The 17,881-nt window shown below is 71.5% G+C and carries 16 protein-coding genes and 2 pseudogenes; 9 read left to right on the top strand and 9 right to left on the bottom strand.

What is annotated here, in order from left to right; all coding sequences use genetic code 11:
* The first annotated feature begins 261 nt into the window (after positions 1 to 261).
* Both DWB77_RS07645 and DWB77_RS07640 read left to right on the top strand, forming a co-directional pair.
* Positions 262 to 1,326 carry a chitinase gene (locus DWB77_RS07645; protein ID WP_342777929.1) on the top strand — a complete coding sequence of 355 codons (1,065 nt, stop codon included), beginning with the start codon at positions 262 to 264 and terminating at the stop codon, positions 1,324 to 1,326.
* A gap of 12 nt (positions 1,327 to 1,338) precedes the next feature.
* Positions 1,339 to 2,616 carry a glycosyl hydrolase family 8 gene (locus DWB77_RS07640; RefSeq protein WP_120720524.1) on the top strand — a complete coding sequence of 426 codons (1,278 nt, stop codon included), beginning with the start codon at positions 1,339 to 1,341 and terminating at the stop codon, positions 2,614 to 2,616.
* A 99-nt stretch (positions 2,617 to 2,715) separates the two neighbouring features.
* On the opposite strand, the gene DWB77_RS07635 is transcribed toward DWB77_RS07640, so the two are convergent.
* Positions 2,716 to 4,515, bottom strand: a complete 1,800-nt coding sequence (locus DWB77_RS07635) for an AMP-dependent synthetase/ligase (RefSeq protein WP_174248517.1) — start codon at positions 4,513 to 4,515, stop codon at positions 2,716 to 2,718.
* 329 nt (positions 4,516 to 4,844) lie between these two features.
* Complete coding sequence (locus tag DWB77_RS07630; RefSeq protein ID WP_120720522.1) at positions 4,845 to 5,720, bottom strand: LysR substrate-binding domain-containing protein; 876 nt, start codon at positions 5,718 to 5,720, stop codon at positions 4,845 to 4,847.
* Positions 5,721 to 6,023: 303 nt separating this feature from the next.
* Between DWB77_RS07630 and DWB77_RS07625 the strand changes: the two genes are divergently transcribed.
* The gene (locus DWB77_RS07625; protein WP_120720521.1) at positions 6,024 to 7,064 is read left to right on the top strand and encodes a bile acid:sodium symporter family protein; all 1,041 of its coding nucleotides are present in this window, start codon (positions 6,024 to 6,026) and stop codon (positions 7,062 to 7,064) included.
* Here DWB77_RS07625 and DWB77_RS07620 read toward each other — a convergent pair.
* Both DWB77_RS07620 and DWB77_RS07615 read right to left on the bottom strand, forming a co-directional pair.
* Positions 7,048 to 7,719, bottom strand: coding sequence for a GNAT family N-acetyltransferase (locus tag DWB77_RS07620; RefSeq protein WP_120720520.1), 672 nt, complete (start codon positions 7,717 to 7,719; stop codon positions 7,048 to 7,050). The two genes, DWB77_RS07625 and DWB77_RS07620, sit on opposite strands and share 17 nt — an antisense overlap.
* Before the next feature lie 193 nt (positions 7,720 to 7,912).
* The gene (locus tag DWB77_RS07615; RefSeq protein WP_120720519.1) at positions 7,913 to 8,845 is read right to left on the bottom strand and encodes a quinone oxidoreductase family protein; all 933 of its coding nucleotides are present in this window, start codon (positions 8,843 to 8,845) and stop codon (positions 7,913 to 7,915) included.
* Positions 8,846 to 9,081: 236 nt separating this feature from the next.
* Between DWB77_RS07615 and DWB77_RS07610 the strand changes: the two genes are divergently transcribed.
* The 3 genes from DWB77_RS07610 to DWB77_RS07600 all read left to right on the top strand — a co-directional run bounded on the left by DWB77_RS07610 (position 9,082) and on the right by DWB77_RS07600 (position 10,632).
* Positions 9,082 to 9,537 carry a MarR family winged helix-turn-helix transcriptional regulator gene (locus DWB77_RS07610; RefSeq protein ID WP_246033825.1) on the top strand — a complete coding sequence of 152 codons (456 nt, stop codon included), beginning with the start codon at positions 9,082 to 9,084 and terminating at the stop codon, positions 9,535 to 9,537.
* A 152-nt stretch (positions 9,538 to 9,689) separates the two neighbouring features.
* Positions 9,690 to 10,223, top strand: coding sequence for an isochorismatase family protein (locus DWB77_RS07605; RefSeq protein ID WP_120720517.1), 534 nt, complete (start codon positions 9,690 to 9,692; stop codon positions 10,221 to 10,223).
* Between the two features lie 4 nt (positions 10,224 to 10,227).
* Complete coding sequence (locus DWB77_RS07600) at positions 10,228 to 10,632, top strand: (2Fe-2S) ferredoxin domain-containing protein (RefSeq protein WP_120720516.1); 405 nt, start codon at positions 10,228 to 10,230, stop codon at positions 10,630 to 10,632.
* A 192-nt stretch (positions 10,633 to 10,824) separates the two neighbouring features.
* Here the strand turns inward: DWB77_RS07600 and DWB77_RS07595 are convergent, their stop codons facing one another.
* From DWB77_RS07595 to DWB77_RS07580, 4 genes and pseudogenes are all read right to left on the bottom strand, one after another.
* The gene (locus DWB77_RS07595; RefSeq protein WP_120720515.1) at positions 10,825 to 11,658 is read right to left on the bottom strand and encodes a hypothetical protein; all 834 of its coding nucleotides are present in this window, start codon (positions 11,656 to 11,658) and stop codon (positions 10,825 to 10,827) included.
* Positions 11,659 to 12,103: 445 nt separating this feature from the next.
* Entirely contained in the window at positions 12,104 to 12,943 is an 840-nt protein-coding gene (fdhD, locus tag DWB77_RS07590; protein WP_120720514.1) for a formate dehydrogenase accessory sulfurtransferase FdhD, read from the bottom strand.
* Between the two features lie 169 nt (positions 12,944 to 13,112).
* Positions 13,113 to 13,475, bottom strand: a pseudogene (locus tag DWB77_RS07585) (4Fe-4S binding protein); the annotation flags it as partial.
* Positions 13,471 to 14,109: pseudogene (locus DWB77_RS07580) on the bottom strand (ketopantoate reductase family protein); the annotation flags it as partial. The pseudogenes DWB77_RS07585 and DWB77_RS07580, both read right to left, overlap by 5 nt.
* Before the next feature lie 226 nt (positions 14,110 to 14,335).
* Between DWB77_RS07580 and DWB77_RS07575 the strand changes: the two are divergent.
* Entirely contained in the window at positions 14,336 to 15,274 is a 939-nt protein-coding gene (locus tag DWB77_RS07575; RefSeq protein WP_120727490.1) for a beta-ketoacyl-ACP synthase III, read from the top strand.
* A gap of 95 nt (positions 15,275 to 15,369) precedes the next feature.
* On the opposite strand, the gene DWB77_RS07570 is transcribed toward DWB77_RS07575, so the two are convergent.
* Positions 15,370 to 16,287 (bottom strand): DUF6891 domain-containing protein, encoded by a 918-nt coding sequence (locus DWB77_RS07570; RefSeq protein WP_120727488.1) that lies wholly within the window; start codon positions 16,285 to 16,287, stop codon positions 15,370 to 15,372.
* Here DWB77_RS07570 and DWB77_RS38775 point away from each other — a divergent pair.
* On the top strand, positions 16,286 to 16,585 hold the full coding sequence (locus tag DWB77_RS38775) for a hypothetical protein (RefSeq protein ID WP_246033450.1): 300 nt from the start codon (positions 16,286 to 16,288) through the stop codon (positions 16,583 to 16,585). The genes DWB77_RS07570 and DWB77_RS38775 overlap by 2 nt on opposite strands.
* A gap of 223 nt (positions 16,586 to 16,808) precedes the next feature.
* Positions 16,809 to 17,489, top strand: a complete 681-nt coding sequence (locus tag DWB77_RS07560) for a GntR family transcriptional regulator (protein WP_120720513.1) — start codon at positions 16,809 to 16,811, stop codon at positions 17,487 to 17,489.
* The last annotated feature ends 392 nt before the right edge of the window (positions 17,490 to 17,881 follow it).

Raw genomic sequence — 17,881 nt, 5'->3', positions numbered from 1 at the left:
CAGCTCCGCCCTGCCCGCAGATCGTCAACTGGCTTGCTGCGCAAGGGATTTGGTCTCACGCGAAGCATTGACACCAGGCGCTCCAGGCGCTGCGATACAGGGGTGGTTAGGAAGCTTTCCTAACCTCGCACAGCCCAAGTGAGCGCTCTCAACAACCCCTTGGGCCCCGCACCACTCCCCACCCCCGCACGACTCCCTCCCCACCCGGCTCCACCCCCACCCCTCACCCCTCCCGCATCCCCCTCCGGAAGGACCCCCCTCGTGCCCACTGCCGTACCTCCCCGCGTCGTACCTGCCCGTCGTCTCGTCTCGACCCTCGCCGGTCTCGGCTGTCTGGTCCTGCCCCTGATCGCCGCGGCACCCGGGGCCGCCAACGCGGCCGATGCCCCGCAGACGGGCGCCTTGCAGGTGGGTGCCGCGACCGGCGCCGCCGCCTCCGGGGCGATGGCGGTCGCTCCGTACGAGTACCTCGGCTGGGGCAGCCCGCAGAAGCCGACCGATGTGATGGCGGCGACCGGAGTCAAGTGGTTCACCTTGGCGTTCGTGCTGTCCGACGGCGGCTGCAACCCGAAGTGGGACGGCTCGCGACCGCTGACCGGTGGCTCCGATGAGAGCGCGATCAAATCCATCCGTGCCGCGGGCGGCGACGTGGTCGTCTCCGTCGGCGGCTGGAGCGGCAACAAGCTCGGCGAGAAGTGTTCCAGCACCTCCGCGCTCGCAGGGGCGTACCAGAAGCTGATCGACGCGTACCACCTCAAGGCGCTCGACATCGACATCGAGGACACCGAGTTCTCCAACGCCACCGTGCGCCAGCGGGTGGTGAGCGCTCTCAAGACCGTCAAGCAGAACAATCCGGGGATCGTCACCTACGTGACCATGGGGACCACCCCGAACGGACCCGACTCCAACGGCAAGGACCTCATCAAGAAGGGCGCCGCCGCCGGTCTCGCCAACGACGGCTGGACGATCATGCCGTTCGACTTCGAGGGTCACAGCGGCACCATGGGTTCGGCCACGGTGAGCGCTCTCGAAGGCCTCAAGGCGTCCGTGAAGAGCGCCTACGGCTACAGCGACGACGCGGCGTATCGGCACATCGGTGTCTCGTCCATGAACGGCAAGACCGACGAGTCCGACGAGACCGTCACCACCGGCGACTTCCAGACCATGCTCGGCTACGCCAAGCAGCACCACATCGCGCGCTTCACCTTCTGGGCGGTCAACCGGGACCGTCAGTGCGGCTCGGGCGGCGATGCCGGGAGTTCGTGCAGCGGGGTCGGCCAGTCACCGTACGCCTTCACCAAAATCACCGCGCAGTACGCGGGTTGAGGGGGAGCGGACATGATGCGGCAGCAGCGTAGAAGAGCGGTCGGCGCCCTCGTCGCGGCGGCGGGCCTTGTCGCGGGAGCCCTGGCGGTCGCGCCGCACGCGGCCGCCGACCCACAAGACCTCAGCGCGTCGGCCGCCCCAGCCCTACCCTTCGGCAGCCATCAAATCCCGTACGCCGACGGCACGTTGAGGCCGTCCGGCGGCCAGTCGGCGATCGACCAGCAGGTGATCGAGAAGTATCGGGAATGGAAGGCCGCGTTCGTGCGGCAGAACTGCGGCAACGGCTGGTACGAGACCCTCTCGCCGGACGCCGACCACCCCTATGTCGGGGAGGGCCAGGGTTACGGCATGGTGATCACCGCACTGATGGCCGGCGCGGACACCGACGCCAAGAAGATCTTCGACGGCATGGTCAAGTACGTACTGGCCCACCCCTCGTCGAACAACCCGGGACTGCTCGCCGCCGAGCAGGACAGTTCCTGCAAGAGCGTCGACGGCTCGGACTCTGCCACCGACGGCGACCTCGACGTCGCCTACGCGTTGTTGCTCGCCGACCGGCAGTGGGGCAGCAGCTCCGGCACGTACGACTACAAGAACCTGGCCGTCAAACACATCAACGCCATCAAGAAGAGCGAGGTCAACCCCACCACGCATCTGATGCTCCTCGGCGACTGGTCGACCCCGAGCGAGTCGCACTACTGGATCTCGCGGTCCTCGGACTGGATGACCGACCACTTCCGAGCCTTCAAGTCGGCTACGGGCGACGCCAGTTGGGACACGGTCAGGGACGCCCACCAGAACCTGATCACCACTCAGCAGTCCAAGTACGGCTCCAGCACGGGACTGTTGGCCGACTTCGTCGTCAACACCAACAGCGCGCCCAAGCCGGCCTCGGGCAAGGTGCTCGAATCCACTCACGACGGCGACTACGGCTGGAACGCCTGCCGTGACGCATGGCGGATCGGCGCGGACGCCGTGACCGGCGGCGACACGGCGTCACGCGACTCCGCGCGCAAACTCAACGGCTGGATCAAGGGCAGCACAGGCGGCGACCCTTCGAAGATCGTCACCGGTTACCACCTCAACGGTTCGACGTTCGACGGCGGCCAGGACATGGCCTTCACCGCGCCGTTCGCGGTGGCCGCGCTCACCGACCCCGGCTCGCAGGCCTGGCTCGACGCGCTCTGGGGCAAGCTTGCCTCCTCCCGCGTGGACCCGAAGATCTACTACGGCGCGAGTGTGCAGCTCCAGTCGATGATCGTCGTGTCCGGCAACTACTGGGTGCCGTAAGCGAGTTGAGCTGAGAGTGGCCCGTCGAAGGCAAGTGCTCATGGGTGATGGGGTGATGACACTCCGTCACCCATGACTCGTGTGTGAAGCGCCCGCGTCTCAACGGTAGAGCGCGTCCACCTCGACCTCGTACGCCTCCTCGATCGCCCGGCGCTTGAGTTTCAGGGACGGGGTGAGCAGACCGTGCTCCTCGGTGAACTGGTGGGCCAGTATGCGGAACGTACGGATCGACTCCGCCTGCGAGACCAGGGTGTTGGCGGCCACCACCGCGCGCCGCACCTCGGTCTCCAGATCGGGATCGCGTACCAGCTCGGACGGGGTGAGCGGAGGCTTGCCGCGCATGGCGAGCCAGTGGTCCACGCCCTCCTGGTCGAGGGTGACCAGGGCGGCGATGTACGGGCGGTCGTTGCCGACGACGATGCACTGGGCGACCAGCGGATGGGCCCGCACCCGCTCCTCCAGGGCCACGGGCGACACGCTCTTGCCGCCCGACGTCACCAGGATCTCCTTCTTGCGTCCGGTGATGGTGAGATAGCCGTCCTCGTCGAGGGCCCCGATGTCCCCGGTCGCCAGCCAGCCCTCCCGGAGGACGGCCTCGGTGGCCTTGGGCTCGTTGAGGTAACCCGAGAAGATCTGTCCGCCGCGGACCCACACCTCGCCGTCGTCGGCGATGTGCACCGTGGTCCCGGGGATGGGTTGTCCGACGGTGCCGTACCGGGTGCGCTCGGGCGGGTTGGCGGTCGCGGCGGCCGTCGACTCGGTCAGGCCGTACCCCTCGAAGACCGTGACGCCGGCGCCCTCGAAGAACAGGCCGAGCCGGCGGCCCATGCCGGAACCCCCCGACATGGCGTGCCGCACCCGGCCGCCCATCGCCTCGCGGACCTTCCCGTACACCGTCTTCTCGAAGAACTGGTGCTGCATCCGCAGCGCCGCCGAGGGGCCGGGGCCCTGGCCGAAGGCCTTCTGCTCCACGGCCTCGGCGTATTTGACAGCGATGTCCACGGCCTTGTCGAAGGGCCCGGTCTTCCCCTCGGACTCGGCTCTGCGCCGGGCCGCGTTGAACACCTTCTCGAAGATGTACGGCACCGCCAGAATGAAGGTCGGCCGGAACGACTGGAGGTCGGGCAGCAGCGCGGAGGCCGAGAGCGCCGGCTGGTGGCCCAGTTTCACCCGGCCGCGGATCGCCGCGATCTCCACCATCCGCCCGAACACATGGGCCAGCGGCAGGAACAGCAGGGTGGACGCCTCGTCGTCCGGCCGGGAGTGGAACACCGGCTCCCAGCGGGAGATCAGCATGTCCGTCTCGAACATGAAGTTGGCGTGGGTGATCACGCACCCTTTGGGGCGGCCGGTGGTGCCCGAGGTGTAGATGACGGTCGCCACCGACTCCGGTGTCACGGCCCGGCGATGGCGGTGGACCACCTCGTCATCGATGGTCTCGCCCAGGGCGAGGAGCGCTCTCAGCGCCCCGGTGTCCAGTTGCCACAGCCGTTTGAGGTGGGGGAGCCGGTCGACGACCGAGCCGATCGTCATCGAGTGGTCCTCGTGCTCCACCACGCACGCGGTGACTTCGGAGTCGTGCAGCATCCAGAAGACCTGCTCGGCGGAGGAGGTCGGATAGATCGGTACCGGCTGCGCGCCGATCGTCCACAGGGCGAAGTCGAACAGCGTCCACTCGTAGCGGGTGCGCGCCATGATGGCTACCCGGTCGCCGAACCGCACCCCGTCCGCGATCAGCCCCTTGGCCAGCGCGAGCACCTGGTCCCTGAAGTCGGCCGCGGTCACGTCGTGCCAGCGGCCCGACGCGTCCTTGCGGCACAGGGCGATGCGTCGCGGGTCGTCCAGGGCATGGTCGAAGACGGCGTCCGCCAGCCCGCCGACCTGAGGCGCCGTCGCCATGGGTGGGACCGTGAACTCGCGCAATGACCTGCCTCCCTCCGGGGCCACCCCCGGTGGCGCTCCGCACAGCGCGGTGACCGTACCCCACACACAGTTCTCCTGGCATGGGTCTTCGGTAAGTCGAGACCGGCGACGTCTTCACAGGTCAGGGCCGAAAACATGGCCACATGGGGATCGCTCGGGCAGCTTGCTGACTCTAAGGTAAGTTCTGCGGAAGGCAATCTCCACGGAATCTGTACGCTCCAGTCACCCTCGGCTCACGGCTGTGTCGGGTTTGGGCGGGGCCGCGCCCGGGCGCGCCGGGCGACCTGTTCCGGAGCCGCCGCCGGTCAGTCGGCCCGACGTCCCGGATGCAAACGGTCACCGCTCGCCAGGATCGCCGACGCCAGAGCGCCCGCCGCCTCCTGCGCGGCCGAGGCCCGCCGGTTGTGCAGCAGGACGAAGTCGACACCGCCGAGGTCGGGCAGCCCGGCCCGGCCGGCCAGGGGCTCCAGGCCGGGCGGGATCAGGCCGCGGGTGTGGGCCATCACGCCGAGCCCGGCCCGCGCCGCCGCGATCAGACCGCTGAGGCTGCCGCTCGTACAGGCGATGCGCCAGGAACGCCCATGCTCCTCCAGGACCTCGAGCGCCCGGGCCCGGGTGATGCCGGGCGGCGGGAACAGGATCAGGGGCACCGGCCGCTCGGCGTCGAGCCGCAGCCCCGGCGCCCCGATCCAGCACAGCTCGTCGGTCCACACCAGCTCGCCGTGGCTGTCGCCGGGACGCCGCTTGGCGAGCACCAGGTCGAGCCGGCCCGCCTCCAGCCTTCGGTGCAGGGTCCCGGACAGCTCGACCGTCAGCTCCAGGTCGACCTCCGGGTGGTCGCGGCGGAAGGACTGGAGGATCTCCGGGAGCCGGGTCAGGACGAAGTCCTCCGAGGCGCCGAACCGCAACCGTCCGCGCAGTCGCGTCCCGGCGAAGTAGTGGGCGGCCCGTTCGTGTGCGGCCAGGATCGTCCGGGCGAAGCCGAGCATCGCCTCGCCGTCCTCCGTCAGACGCACCCGGTGCGTGTCCCGGCTGAACAGGGTGCGCCCCGCCGCGTCCTCAAGACGCCGCACGTGCTGGCTCACCGTCGACTGCCGCAGCCCGAGACGTCGTGCGGCCTGCGTGAAGTTCAGGGTCTGGGCCACGGCGAGGAACGTCCGCAGCTGGTTCGCGTCGTACATGCCCGCCACGCTAGCGCCGCCCCCCTCTGCTCATCGTGCATCGTGATGACAGTGAGAGTGGTGTACGGGATTCCCGATCGAGGGGGAGGGGAGGATCATCGATAGGGCACGTTCCGGGCGCGGGGGCGGGGAGCGTTCCGGGTCCGGGTCCCGGTAGGTCAGCAGAGCCGGAGCCCGTCAGCAGTGGCCCCGAGCAACGCCAGCAGTGCCCCCGGGTACGGCAGCGGTGGCCCCGCGCACCTCAGCTGTAGCCCAGCCCAGCCCGGCACGTCAGCAGTACCTCCGAGCACGTAAGTGGAGCACATGAGCCGCACGCCCAAGCCGCCGTTCAGGCTGCCGGTCGACCCGTACATACTCGCGCTGCTCGGCACGGTGGGTCTCGCGGCCCTGCTTCCCGCGTCCGGGTCCGCCGCACCCGTCGCGAGCGGTGTCGCGACCGGGGCCGTAGCCCTCCTCTTCTTCCTCTACGGGGCGCGGCTCTCGACCCGCGAGGCGATGGACGGGGTGCGGCACTGGCGCCTCCATGTCACCGTCCTGGCCTGCACGTTCGTGGTGTTTCCGCTCCTCGGCCTGGCTGCCCGGGCCTTCGTCCCGTACGCGCTGACATTGGACCTCTACCACGGTCTGCTGTTCCTGTGCCTGGTGCCGTCGACCATCCAGTCGTCGATCGCGTTCACCTCGATCGCCCGCGGCAACGTGCCCGCCGCGATCTGCGCCGGCTCCTTCTCCAGCATCGCCGGAATCCTGTTCACGCCGCTGCTCGCGGCGGGCCTCCTCGGCAACAGTGGGGGCGGCTTCTCCGCGGACTCGCTCCTGAAGATCGTGCTGCAACTCCTCGTGCCGTTCCTGGCCGGTCAGTTCCTGCGCCGCTGGGTCGGCGGGTTCCTGGTGCGTCACAAGAAGGTGCTCGGGTACGTGGACCGCGGCTCGATCCTGCTGGTGGTCTACAGCGCGTTCAGCGAAGGCATGGTGCGCGGCATCTGGCACCAGGTGAGCGTGGTCCGGCTCGGAGCGCTGCTCGCCGTCGAGGCCGTCCTGCTGGCCGCGATGCTCGCGCTGAGCTGGTACGGGGCCAAGCGGCTCGGCTTCGGGCGGGCCGACCGGATCGCGATCCAGTTCGCGGGGTCGAAGAAGAGCCTGGCCGCCGGGCTCCCCATGGCCAGCGTCCTGTTCGGCGCGCAGGCCTCGCTCGCGGTGCTGCCGCTGATGTTGTTCCACCAGATGCAGCTGATGGTGTGCGCCGTCATCGCCAAGCGCCGCGCCCGCGACCCGCTGGGCGAGGAGTGCGGGGCGGGCGCGGTGCCGGTTCCCGTCGAGGACGCGGGCGTCAGGGCCGGCCGCTAGCTCCCGACCGCGGGGCCGGGGCCGGCCGCTCGGGCGGCGGGACGGATGCCGGCCCGGTCGCGGCCCGCGGAGCCGGGGATGCCGCTCGGGCGACCGGAGGGGTGCCGGCCCGGTCGCGGGTCAGCCGCCACACCTGGTCCTCGCCGGTCTCCAGCGGAGCGACGGGCTCGAAGGCGCGACGTTCGTACGCGGTGAAGCCGAGGCGGGCCGGGACGGCGCCGCTCGCCAGGTTGGCCGCGTCGTGCACGATCTCCACCAGCTCGACCCCGGGCAGCAGGAACGCCTGCTCGGCGAGGGCCCCCGCGGCCCGGCTGGCCACCCCCCGGCCGGTGGCGGACGGGTGCAGCCAGTAACCGATCTCGCGTGCCTCGTGCCGGGTCTCGTCCCGCCGGAACAGTCCGCACGCGCCGACGATGTCGCCGTCGAGCACGATCGCGTACGTGTACTCGTCGCCGCTCGCCCAGAGCTCCGCCCGGCGGGCCAGGAAGCGGGTGGTCCTGGCCAGGCTGTGCTCGCCGACCCACGGCAGCCAGGGACGCAGGTGCTCCAGCGACTCCTCGATGACCCGGAACAACTCCGGAAGATCCGCCTCGCCCTCGAACGCGCGCAGCGTGAGGGTGTCGTCGACGTCCATGGCCTGCGGCGGGAGATCCATGCGGCGAGGATCGTACGGAGCGATGGCGTGGGGCAACGGGTTTGATCGCCGGGGCCGGCCGGCTGCCGCGGGCCTGCTCCGGCGGGGTGCGCCGAATCCGCCCAGGCCGCCGTGGCTTTCCACCACCCGGTGGCAGGGCACCCCGTCCCAGCCCCGCCGCGTCGTCCCCAGGTCCCTCCCGACCTCCTTCGGATCAGGCTTGCCCGGTGACGAGCACCACCTTGCCGAGGTTGCGGCGGGCCTCGATCAACGCGTGAGCCTCGGCCGCGGCTTCGAGGGGCAGGGTCGCCGCGACGGTGGTCCGGAGCTTGCCCGCCGCATGCAGCTCCCACAGTTCGTCGAGCCAACGCGCGTACAGCGCCGGCTTATTGCGGGCCAGGACCGCCATCTGGAAGCCGATGGCGGACTTGCCGCCCACGAGCAGGTCGTACGCCTCGATGGTGCCGCCGCCCGAGCTGAACGCGACGAGGCGTCCGCCCGCTGAGAGCGCTCTCACGGCGGGACCGAGCAGCTCGCCGCCGACTCCGTCGACGATCACGTCCACGGGTTCGCCCCAGGACTCGTCCCCGTAGACGACGACCTCGTCCGCACCTGCCTCCCGGACGAAGTCCGCCTTCTCCGCCGAGCTCACCGCTGCCACGACGCGTCGGGCGCCACCTGCCTTGGCGAACTGAAGGACCAGCGTGCCGATCGCGCTCGCGGCCGCCGTCACCAAGACCGATTCGCCGGGCTCGGGCCGCCCCGCCGCATACGCGCCGCGCGCCACCATGCCGCTGCGCACCAGCGCGATGGCGTCGACGAAGCCGGCGTGAGCGGGGATGCGGGAGGTCATCGCCGGGCGGAGGACGGCCTGTTCGGCGTACCCGTGCCCGAAGCAAAGACCGGTCACCCGCTCGCCGACCGCGAATTCCGTGACGCCCTCCCCGAGCGCGGTCACCGTGCCGGCCACCTCGCCGCCCAGGGCCACCGGCTCGCTGCCCTCCCGGACCTTGCGCACCATCGGCAAGGTCACGCCGACCGCCGCAACGTCGATCAACAACTCGCCCGGCCCCGGCTGGGGCGCGGTGACATCCTCGACGAACAGCACCTCGGGACCACCGTTGACCTCATACCGAACACGACGCATGGACCCTCCAAGGGCTCGCGCTTCCATCCCGACATTTCATGGGGAGCCCCAACGATATGCGGGGGCGGTGCCGTTGGGAAGCCCAATGATGTGAGGGTAGAGTTACTGGCATGACTCGCCAGCCTCGCAAGGCGGAGAGCGCTCTCACTAGGGATGCGGATCGCCCCACACCTGCCCCCGCAGAGCCCACCGACCTGGCCGCCCTCGGGAAGGCCGCCACGGCTGGCGCGCCCTCCGTGTCCGCGCCGCGCCCCGCACCCGACGCGCTCCCCGCGCTCCAGCGCATCCAGGCGCTGCCGAGCTGGCTGGTCGGCCGGGTCGCCGCGCGGGGCCGGAGTCTGGTCGCCGAGGCGCTCGCCGGGCAGGGCGTCAAGATGCTGCACCACGCGGTGCTCGCGGCGGTGTCCGAGTTCGGCCCGGTCGCGCAGGCCGACCTCGGCCGCAAACTCGCCATCGACCCCAAGGACCTCGTCGGTGTCCTCAACGACCTTCAGGCCGACGGCCTGACCCTGCGCGAACCCGATCCGCGCGACCGCCGCAAGAACGCGGTCACCGTCACGCCGGCGGGCCGAGACCTCCTCGAACGCTGCGCGACGGTCGCCGAAGCGGCCAACGCCGAGCTCCTCGCGCCCCTCACCCCCGCCGAAGCCCGCCGCCTCATCGCCCTGCTGACCCGTCTGCACGAGGCGTAGCTGGAGCGTCCTGGCCTGGCCCGGCCTGGCCCGGCCTGGCCCTGCCCGGGCCCGGGTTCGCGCAAGCCGATGGGGTCGCCCCCGGACCGGCTCGTGGCCGGAACGAGTCCCCTGCTTCCGGTCTAGATCATCCGGGCCGGTACCGTGCCGCCATGACCGCACTCGAAGGCGAGCCCGCCCTTCTCGACCCCGCGCACACCGCGCTCGTCCTCGTCGACCTGATGGACCGCATCACGGCGTTGCCCCTCGCTCCGCGCTCCGGCGAGGAAGTGCTCGCCACGGCAAGGGAGTTGGCGCAATCCTTCCGTTCGGCGGGCGCCACCGTCGTGCTGGTACGGGTTGAACGCCCGGGTCTGGCCGCCCAGCCGCCCGGCAGCGACCTCGTCGCCGGTCTCGCGGCCGACGGCGATCCGATCGTCGTCAAGCGCACCATCGGCGGCTTCCATCGGACCGACTTGCACGAGCTGCTCACCGAACGCGGCATCACCACCCTCGTGTTCGGTGGGATCGCCACCAACCTCGGCGTCGAGTCGACGGCCCGTGCCGGTGCCGACCACGGGTATGAGCTGCTGTTCGTGGAGGACGCGATGGCGGCGCTGACCGAGGACGAGCACCGGGCCGCGGTCGCCCTGAACTTCCCCCGCCTGGGCAGGGTCGTCACCGCCTCCGCCGTCGGGTTCGGCTGATCGCGTGCCCAAGTTCTCGATAGCGGCGGCCGGTTCACGCCCCTGCACCCTCGTCGTCTGCCGCGGCTGCTGCTGCGGGGACGCCCGCAAGACCCCCGGCACGGACCATGCCCGGCAGTTGGAGCGGCTGCGTACTGCGGCGGCCGAGTCCGGCGGTCGCGTCGCCCTGCGCACCACCGACTGCCTCGGGCCCTGCGGCCAGGCCAATGTGATCGTGGTCCAGCCCTCCGGCCAGGCCCGGGCGCGCGGCGCCCGCGCGGCCTGGATCGGCTGGGTCCTCGACGACGACGCCACGGACGACATCCTGACCTGGGCCGAACGGGGTGGCCCCGGCGTCGCCGAACCACCGGCGACGCTCGCCCTCCAGATGATCCCGGCGCCGTCAGAGGCGCGTAGGCGCGCACGGTAGTACGCGGGAGTCGGGCGTGGCTTGGCCAAGTTTGGCCCGGCTCGTGCGACCCGGTACCGGCCGGTCCCCGCGCCCGGCCGGGCTCCGGCCCCCGCCCGGCTCCGGCCTCCGTGGGGCTTCGCTCGCGTCCCTCAGGCCCGCCCCACGCGGGGAAGGTGGGGCCTACCCCGCCTGCCTTGCCCGCCCCGTTGGTCACCCGGGCGGGCCACCCGGCTGGGACGGGAGCGCGGGTGCCGGGCCTTCGCCGGCGGGGCCCTCGGAAGGGTTGGGGGAGCCCTCGGCGGGCGGGGTGGGGTCGGGCGCCAACTCCCTCTGTGCGCGCAGCAGTTCGGCCTGCGCCCGGGTCATCTCGGCCTGCGCGCGGATCACCGCAGCGCGGCCTTCGTCGTCGGCGCGCTGTTTCGCCGCGTAGGCCTCCCCTACGTCGCGGGCCTCGGCCCCGCGGGCCCGCATGATGCGCGACAGGCCCAGGCACACGGCTCCCGTCAGGACGCCCGACGCGGTGAGGACGGCCGTCACGCCGGTGATGACGGCGGGCGCCTCGCCCGGACCCAGCCCGGCGTGTGTCTGGAGGTCGGCGAAGACGCGCCTCGTGGCACTCACGGCGATGCTCAGGAGCAGCACCAGCCAGATGAGCAGGCCCACAGCGAGTGGCCGCAGATCGGGCCGGGGTCCGGGCCACCGCAGCAGCGCCCGCTCGCGGTCGTCCACCCATCGCTCGTCCGGGCCGGCGGTGCGCGACCAGGGTTCGCCGTCGCCCGAAGACCGCCTGCGAAGTAGCTGAACCAACTCGATGCGGTGGTCGCTGACCTGGGAGGACACGTCGTCGCGGAGGGCCGCGAAGCCCAGCCATGTGCCGGTGATCAGTAGCGCGACGCCGGTTACGGCACCGAGGGCGAGGGGCGGCGGCCCCAGGTTCGAGACGGGGTCGAAGACCAGGTATGCCGTTGCGCCGGTGATCAGCGCGCCGGGCAGGGCGAGCACCGCGGGTACCGCGTAGTCGCTTCGTCGGGACCGCATGGCCATGGGTCGATTGTGCCGAGGTCCGTTCGGTCGTGTGCGGCTTTCGGTACGGTCCGGTGTGAACGCGGGGGTTCCGTGGCGCGGCGCTTCTTGCGCAGTTCCCCGCGCCCCTAACCCCGTTTTCGGCTGCGGGCCGTGTGTGGCTGGTTGCGCAGTTCCCCGCGCCCCTAAAAGCCCTTCGGTCTGCGGGCCGTGGTCGCTTCTCGCGCAGTTCCTCGCGCCCCTGGAAACCCGTTTTCGGCTGCGGGCCGTGCGTGGCTGGTCGCGCAGTTCCCCGCGCCCCTAAAGGCCCTTCGGTCTGCGGGCGTCACTGTGGCCTAAGGAAAGGGAAAACGGCGCACGGCCGAGAGGTGAGTGCTTCGCGGGAGGCGCGGGGGTGGTTGGGTGGGGAGGCCCGGCCGGCGCAGGGGGCGCCTCTCGCCGGCCGGGCCGCTTGGTCGGAGCGGGGTCAGGCGTCCGAGTGCAGGGCGATGCGCTCGTCCCCCGCGTACACGTTCATGGAGGTCCCGCGCAGGAACCCGACCAGGGTCAGGCCCGACTCGGCGGCCAGGTCGACGGCGAGCGAGGACGGGGCGGAGACCGCCGCGAGGACCGGGATGCCTGCCATGACCGCCTTCTGGGCGAGCTCGAAGGAGGCCCGGCCCGACACCAGCAGGATGCAGCGCGACAGCGGAAGCCGGTCGTCCTGGAGCGCACGCCCGACCAGCTTGTCGACCGCGTTGTGGCGGCCCACGTCCTCCCTTATGTCGAGCAGTTCGCCCTCCGGCGTGAACAGGGCCGCCGCGTGCAGCCCCCCGGTCCGGTCGAAGACCCGCTGCGCCGCACGCAGCCGGTCGGGGAGGCTCGCGAGCAGTTCGGGCTCGACGCGGACCGGGGGAGTGTCGGCGATCGGGAAACGGGCCTGCGTCCGCACGGCGTCCAGGCTCGCCTTGCCGCACAGCCCGCACGACGAGGTCGTGTAGACGTTGCGTTCGAGGGTGATGTCGGGCACCTCGACATCCGGCGCGAGTTGTACATCGACCACGTTGTAGGTGTTCTGGCCGTCCGCCGTCGCCCCCGCGCAGTACACGATGGACCGCACCTCGGCCGCGGCACCGATGACCCCCTCGCTGACCAGGAACCCGGCCGCGAGCGCGAAGTCGTCGCCCGGCGTCCGCATCGTGATCGCCAGCGGCTTTCCGTTGAGCCGGATCTCCAGCGGCTCCTCGGCCACCAGGGTGTCCGGGCGGACCGAGACCGCCCCGTCCCGGATGCGGATGACCCGGCGCCGTTCGGTGACCCGTCCCATGTCCTCAGTCCCTCGGTCGCTCTCGTAACGTGCGTTGAATTCATCGAATTCGTCGAACCTGTCGTACTCGCCGCACCCGTCAAACTCGCTGAACGTGTCGAACCTTTCGTACTCGCCGCACCCGTCGCACTCGCTGAACGCGGCCGGCGCGTCGAACCCGCCCGCCCGCTCAGTCCCGTGTCTGTACGTGCTGGAAGCCGAAGCGTCCCTTGATGCACAGGTTGCCGTGGGTCACCGGGTTGTCGTGCGGCGAGGTGACCTTGACGATCTCATTGTCCTGCACATGGAGGGTGACGTTGCAGCCGACGCCGCAATAGGCGCACACCGTGGTCGTCCGCTTCTGCGCCGACTCGTCCCAGGTGCCCGCCGCCCGCATGGTGAACTCGGACGTGAAAGAGAGCGCTCCCGTGGGGCAGACCTCGATGCAGTTCCCGCAGTACACGCACGCCGAGTCGGTCAGCGGGGCGTCGTGCTCGGTGGAGATCCGTGCGTCGAATCCCCGCCCGGCCACCGCGATGGCGAACGTGTTCCGGCTCCACGGGGCACTTCAGGCCGCCCGCCCGCATGGCCTCGCTGAAGTGGAGACAGCGCCGCGAGATGGTGAGGTCGGGCTCGCCGATGGAGAAGCGGGTGCCCTCCAAGTGCCGTACGACGCCCGGCGATTCGATCTCGGTCGCCGCGTACACCACACAGCCGATCGCGCGGGCGTGCGGCAGGGTCGCGCTCACCGCGCCGCCGGGGTCGACGCTGTCGATGCGGCGTCCGGTGTGCGGTCCGGGCAGCCCGTGGAAGTACCACCAGGGGATGCCGTTCTGGGCGGCGATGACGGCGGTGTCCTGGTGCAGCAGCGGGCGGGTCAAGGGCCCGGCGGCGGCGTAGGAGTTGGCTTTGAGACCCAGCAGGACGTAGTCGACCGGGCCTACCTCGTGGGCGTCGTCGGTGGCGGCGGGCCGGGCGGTGAAGTCGCCGCGCGGACTGATGACGCGCACCCCGTCGCGGCGCATCGCCGCCAGGTGCGGACCGCGGGCGATGAGGTGGACCTCGGCGCCCCCGCGGTGGAGCGCGGCCCCGACATGTGCGCCGATGGCACCGGCGCCGACAACTGCGACTTTCACGGGGCTCTCCGATCGATGGAGGAACCGGGTCGGTGAAGCGGCGAGGGGAATGCCCTGCCTGCGATGCGTCGACAGAATATTGTCTACAGTATGCCTTTCGGGGCCCTCAAGCCGCCCGGACCCTTCGCGGGGGCGAAACGCTGACACAAGGCTCCAAAGGTGCGGCAGTGAATCCTGTGGGATGTCGCGCCCTTGTACCCATCGGTAGCCACGAAGACTGGATGGCTCCGGATGTCAGCAGCCAATGCTCGTACCGAGGGGATCCGCCATGACCGGCATGCGAGGCTCGCGTCTTGTCGCAGTCGGGCACTATCAGCCCGCCAAGATGCTCACCAATGCCGACCTCGCCGAGCTGGTGGACACCAGCGACGAATGGATCAGCAGCCGGGTCGGCATCCGCACCCGCCATGTCGCCGGGCCCGACGAGCCCGTGGACGAACTCGCCGCACACGCGGGCGCGAAGGCGCTGGCCGGCGCCGGGCTCACCCCCGCCGACATCGATCTGGTCCTGGTCGCCACCTCCACGGCTATCGACCGCTCACCCAACACGGCGGCCCGCGTCGCCGCCCGGCTCGGCATGGCGTCGCCCGCGGTCCTCGACCTCAACGTGGTCTGCGCCGGGTTCACCCACGCGCTCGCCACCGCCGACAGCCTGGTGCGCACCGGCACCGCCCGGCGGGCGCTGGTCATCGGCGCGGACAAGATGACGGCGGTGACCGACTGGACCGACCGCAGCACCTGCGTCCTGGTCGGTGACGGCGCCGGCGCGGCCGTCGTCGAAGCCAGTGAAGAGGCGCTGATCGGACCGGTGTTGTGGGGTTCGGTGCCCGAGATGGGGCACGCGGTACGCATCGAGGGCACCCCGCCGGTGTTCGCGCAGGAAGGCCAGTCCGTCTACCGCTGGGCCACCACCCAGCTGCCGCCCATCGCCCGCCAGGTGTGCGAACGCGCCGGGCTCACCCCCGAGGACCTCGCCGCGGTCGTGCTGCACCAGGCCAATCTGCGGATCATCGAACCCGTCGCGCGCAAGATCGGCGCCGTCAACGCCGTCATCGCCCGCGATGTCGTCGAATCCGGCAACACCTCGGCCGCCAGCATCCCGCTGGCCCTGTCCAAACTGGTGGAGCGCGGCGAGATCACCACCGGCGACCCGGTGCTGCTCTTCGGCTTCGGCGGCAATCTGTCCTACGCGGGACAGGTCGTCCGCTGCCCGTGACGACGGGCCACCCCCGGCCCCGCCCGGAGACGGATCCCCCGCCCGCCTCGCACCCCGCGCCCGCCTCGCACCCCGCGTGCCTCCGCCCCCGCCGCTCAGCCGACCAGGCGTCGGCGCCAGTCGAGCGGGGTGATGTCGAGGGCCGAGCCCGGGTCGCCGTCCCACGTGACCGACAGACCGCAACGCTCCAGCGCGGCCACCACTTCCCGGCCCACGGACGCCGTGGTGTCCGGCGACCCGTCGAACCCCCCGTACATCAGCGTGAGCCCGTGGCCCGAGGCGGCCGCGTCGGTCGCCTGGGAGTGGAAGTAGACGAAGCCGCGGGCGTCCGGCGAGCCGGCCCCGCCGATCTCCGCCTGGCCGCAGGAGCGGCAGCAGGTGAAGTTCTCCCGGGCGGTGAGACCGGCCGCCTCCAGGGCGGCGAAGGCCCGAGTGATCCGCTCGGGGTCCGTCTCGCCCTCCCAGGCGGCCTGTTCCGCCACCCGCTCCAGCCAGACGCGGTCCGCCAACTGCTGGGCCTGCGCGGGCGATACGGGGTGGACATCACCCGAGACGAGGAAGTCCTCGGCCAGCTCCGCCAGCTCCCGGCGGGTCGCGTATCCGCCGACAACCACCTCGCGGACCCGCCTCTCCAGGAGCTTCAGATCCTCGGGCGCCAGCTCCAACTCCGGTATGGGCGGGGCGGGTTCGAACTCCAGCCGCCGCCAGTCGAGGCCCGCCTCCCAGCCCTCGCTCCCGCGCGCCCACCCGGTCATCGCCGCGATCACCGGTTCGGGCTCGTCGGTCGTCGCACGGAAGTGCCGGTCGGGCCCGCCGTCGCGGTACTCCAGCGTGTAACCCTCCCCGGCCTCGTGCCACACCTGGATGAACACCTCCGGCAGATCGGGGATGCGCTGGACCACCAGGAACCGGTCGTCCTCGGATCCGATCCGCCGGACCAGGGCGGCCAATTGCCCGGCGGTGACCCGGGTGTGCCGCCGGCCGCTCTCCGTATCCACCGCGATCGCAAGCATGTCGCCCACTGTCGCACGCGCCACTGACAACGCCCCGGGACGGGCGGGCCGACCGGGCCGGGCCGGGCGGCCTGCTCGTCGCGTCAACCACCGGGCGGCTCGCGCCTGCGTCCGGCTGCGCGCCCTCGACCTGGCCACGTCCGAGGGCCGCGCCGAGTTCGACGCGATGGTGGGAGAGCTCCACGAACACATCGCCCGCGAGGAGGACGGCCTCTTCCCGGCGTCTCTGACGGCGCTGTCGGGCGATGAGTGGGACCGGTCGATGGCCGCCTGGCGCGCGGCGCACCCGCAGGGCTGACCGGTGGCCGATGGCTGCCTGGCGCGCGGCGCACCCGCGGGGCTGACCGGTCGCGCCGAGCCCCGGACCGCGGTCGGGGGACGCGCCGGATCCAGGCCAAATCCCACCGCCGTGCTACGGAAACCGGACGACACGGAGCCGGAGGGATTGCGCTCGGTAGACTGTAGACGATAGCCAATTTCCATGGACCGGCTCGTCGCCCGTGGTGCTGGAGGGGGAACCGATGTTGTCCGCAGGACTGCCGCAGGGAACCGTGCCCAAGCTGGAGCGGCCCGGCCCGTTGCGTGAGCGCGTGTACGAGGCCCTCCTGGAACTGATCACCACCAGGGCCCTGCGCCCGGGCCAACACCTGGTGGAGAGCGAACTCGCGGGGCACCTCGGGGTGTCCCGGCAGCCGGTGCGCGAGGCGCTCCAGCGGCTCAACACCGAGGGGTGGGTCGACCTCCGGCCCGCGCAGGGAGCCTTCGTCCACGAGCCCACCGAGGAGGAGGCCGACCAACTCCTGTCGGTCCGTACGCTCCTGGAGGCCGAGGCGGCCCGGCTCGCCGCGGCCAACTCGGGCTCGGCCGGGATCGCCGCGCTTGAGAGCCTGTGTGCCGAGGGCGAGCGGGCCGTCGCGGACGACGACGTGGACCTGGCGGTGGCGACCAACGCCGCCTTCCACGCCAAGGTCATGGAACTGGCCGGCAATGTGGTGCTGGCCGAACTCGCCGCCCAGGTCGACCGGCGTGTGCGCTGGTACTACACGCCGGTGGCCCGCCGGCGCGGCAAGCAGTCCTGGATCGAGCACCGCGATCTCATCGCCGCGATCTCGGCGCGCGACGAGCGCCGGGCGACCGAGGTCATGCGCGCCCACACCGAGCACACCCGCACGACCTACCACGAGCGGTCCGAGCGGACCTGAGCCGGGGTTCGGCCCCGACCGCACGCCGGATCACCCGCCGGCCCTCTCCTCATGCGCCGGCATGCCGTGCCGACGCGCGGCCGCCCCCGCGGCCGAGCAGCGCGCAGCCGCCCCGGACCGTCTCGGTTCCGGGGCGGCTGCGCGGGGTCGGGGGTCTACACCACCTCCCGGCTGATGGGCTGGGGGCCTTCCTCTTGCCGGGGCCCGTCGGGCCTGGACGGCGGGCCTGGGCGCGGAGGCCCTCTAGCCGGGGCGTGCCCCGCTTCACTACCGTCCGGTAACACAGCCATCGCAACCCGCGGTTCGGCCGCACGCGCCGTCACGCCCAACTCGCCAGCCGTACACGCGCCATCACGCCCAACTCGCCAGCCCTACACGCGCCATCACGCCCC

The organism is Streptomyces hundungensis, assembly GCF_003627815.1.
Classification (GTDB): domain Bacteria; phylum Actinomycetota; class Actinomycetes; order Streptomycetales; family Streptomycetaceae; genus Streptomyces; species Streptomyces hundungensis_A.
Note: the sequence above shows the minus strand (reverse complement) of the source record. Positions and strands in the feature narration are given on the sequence as shown.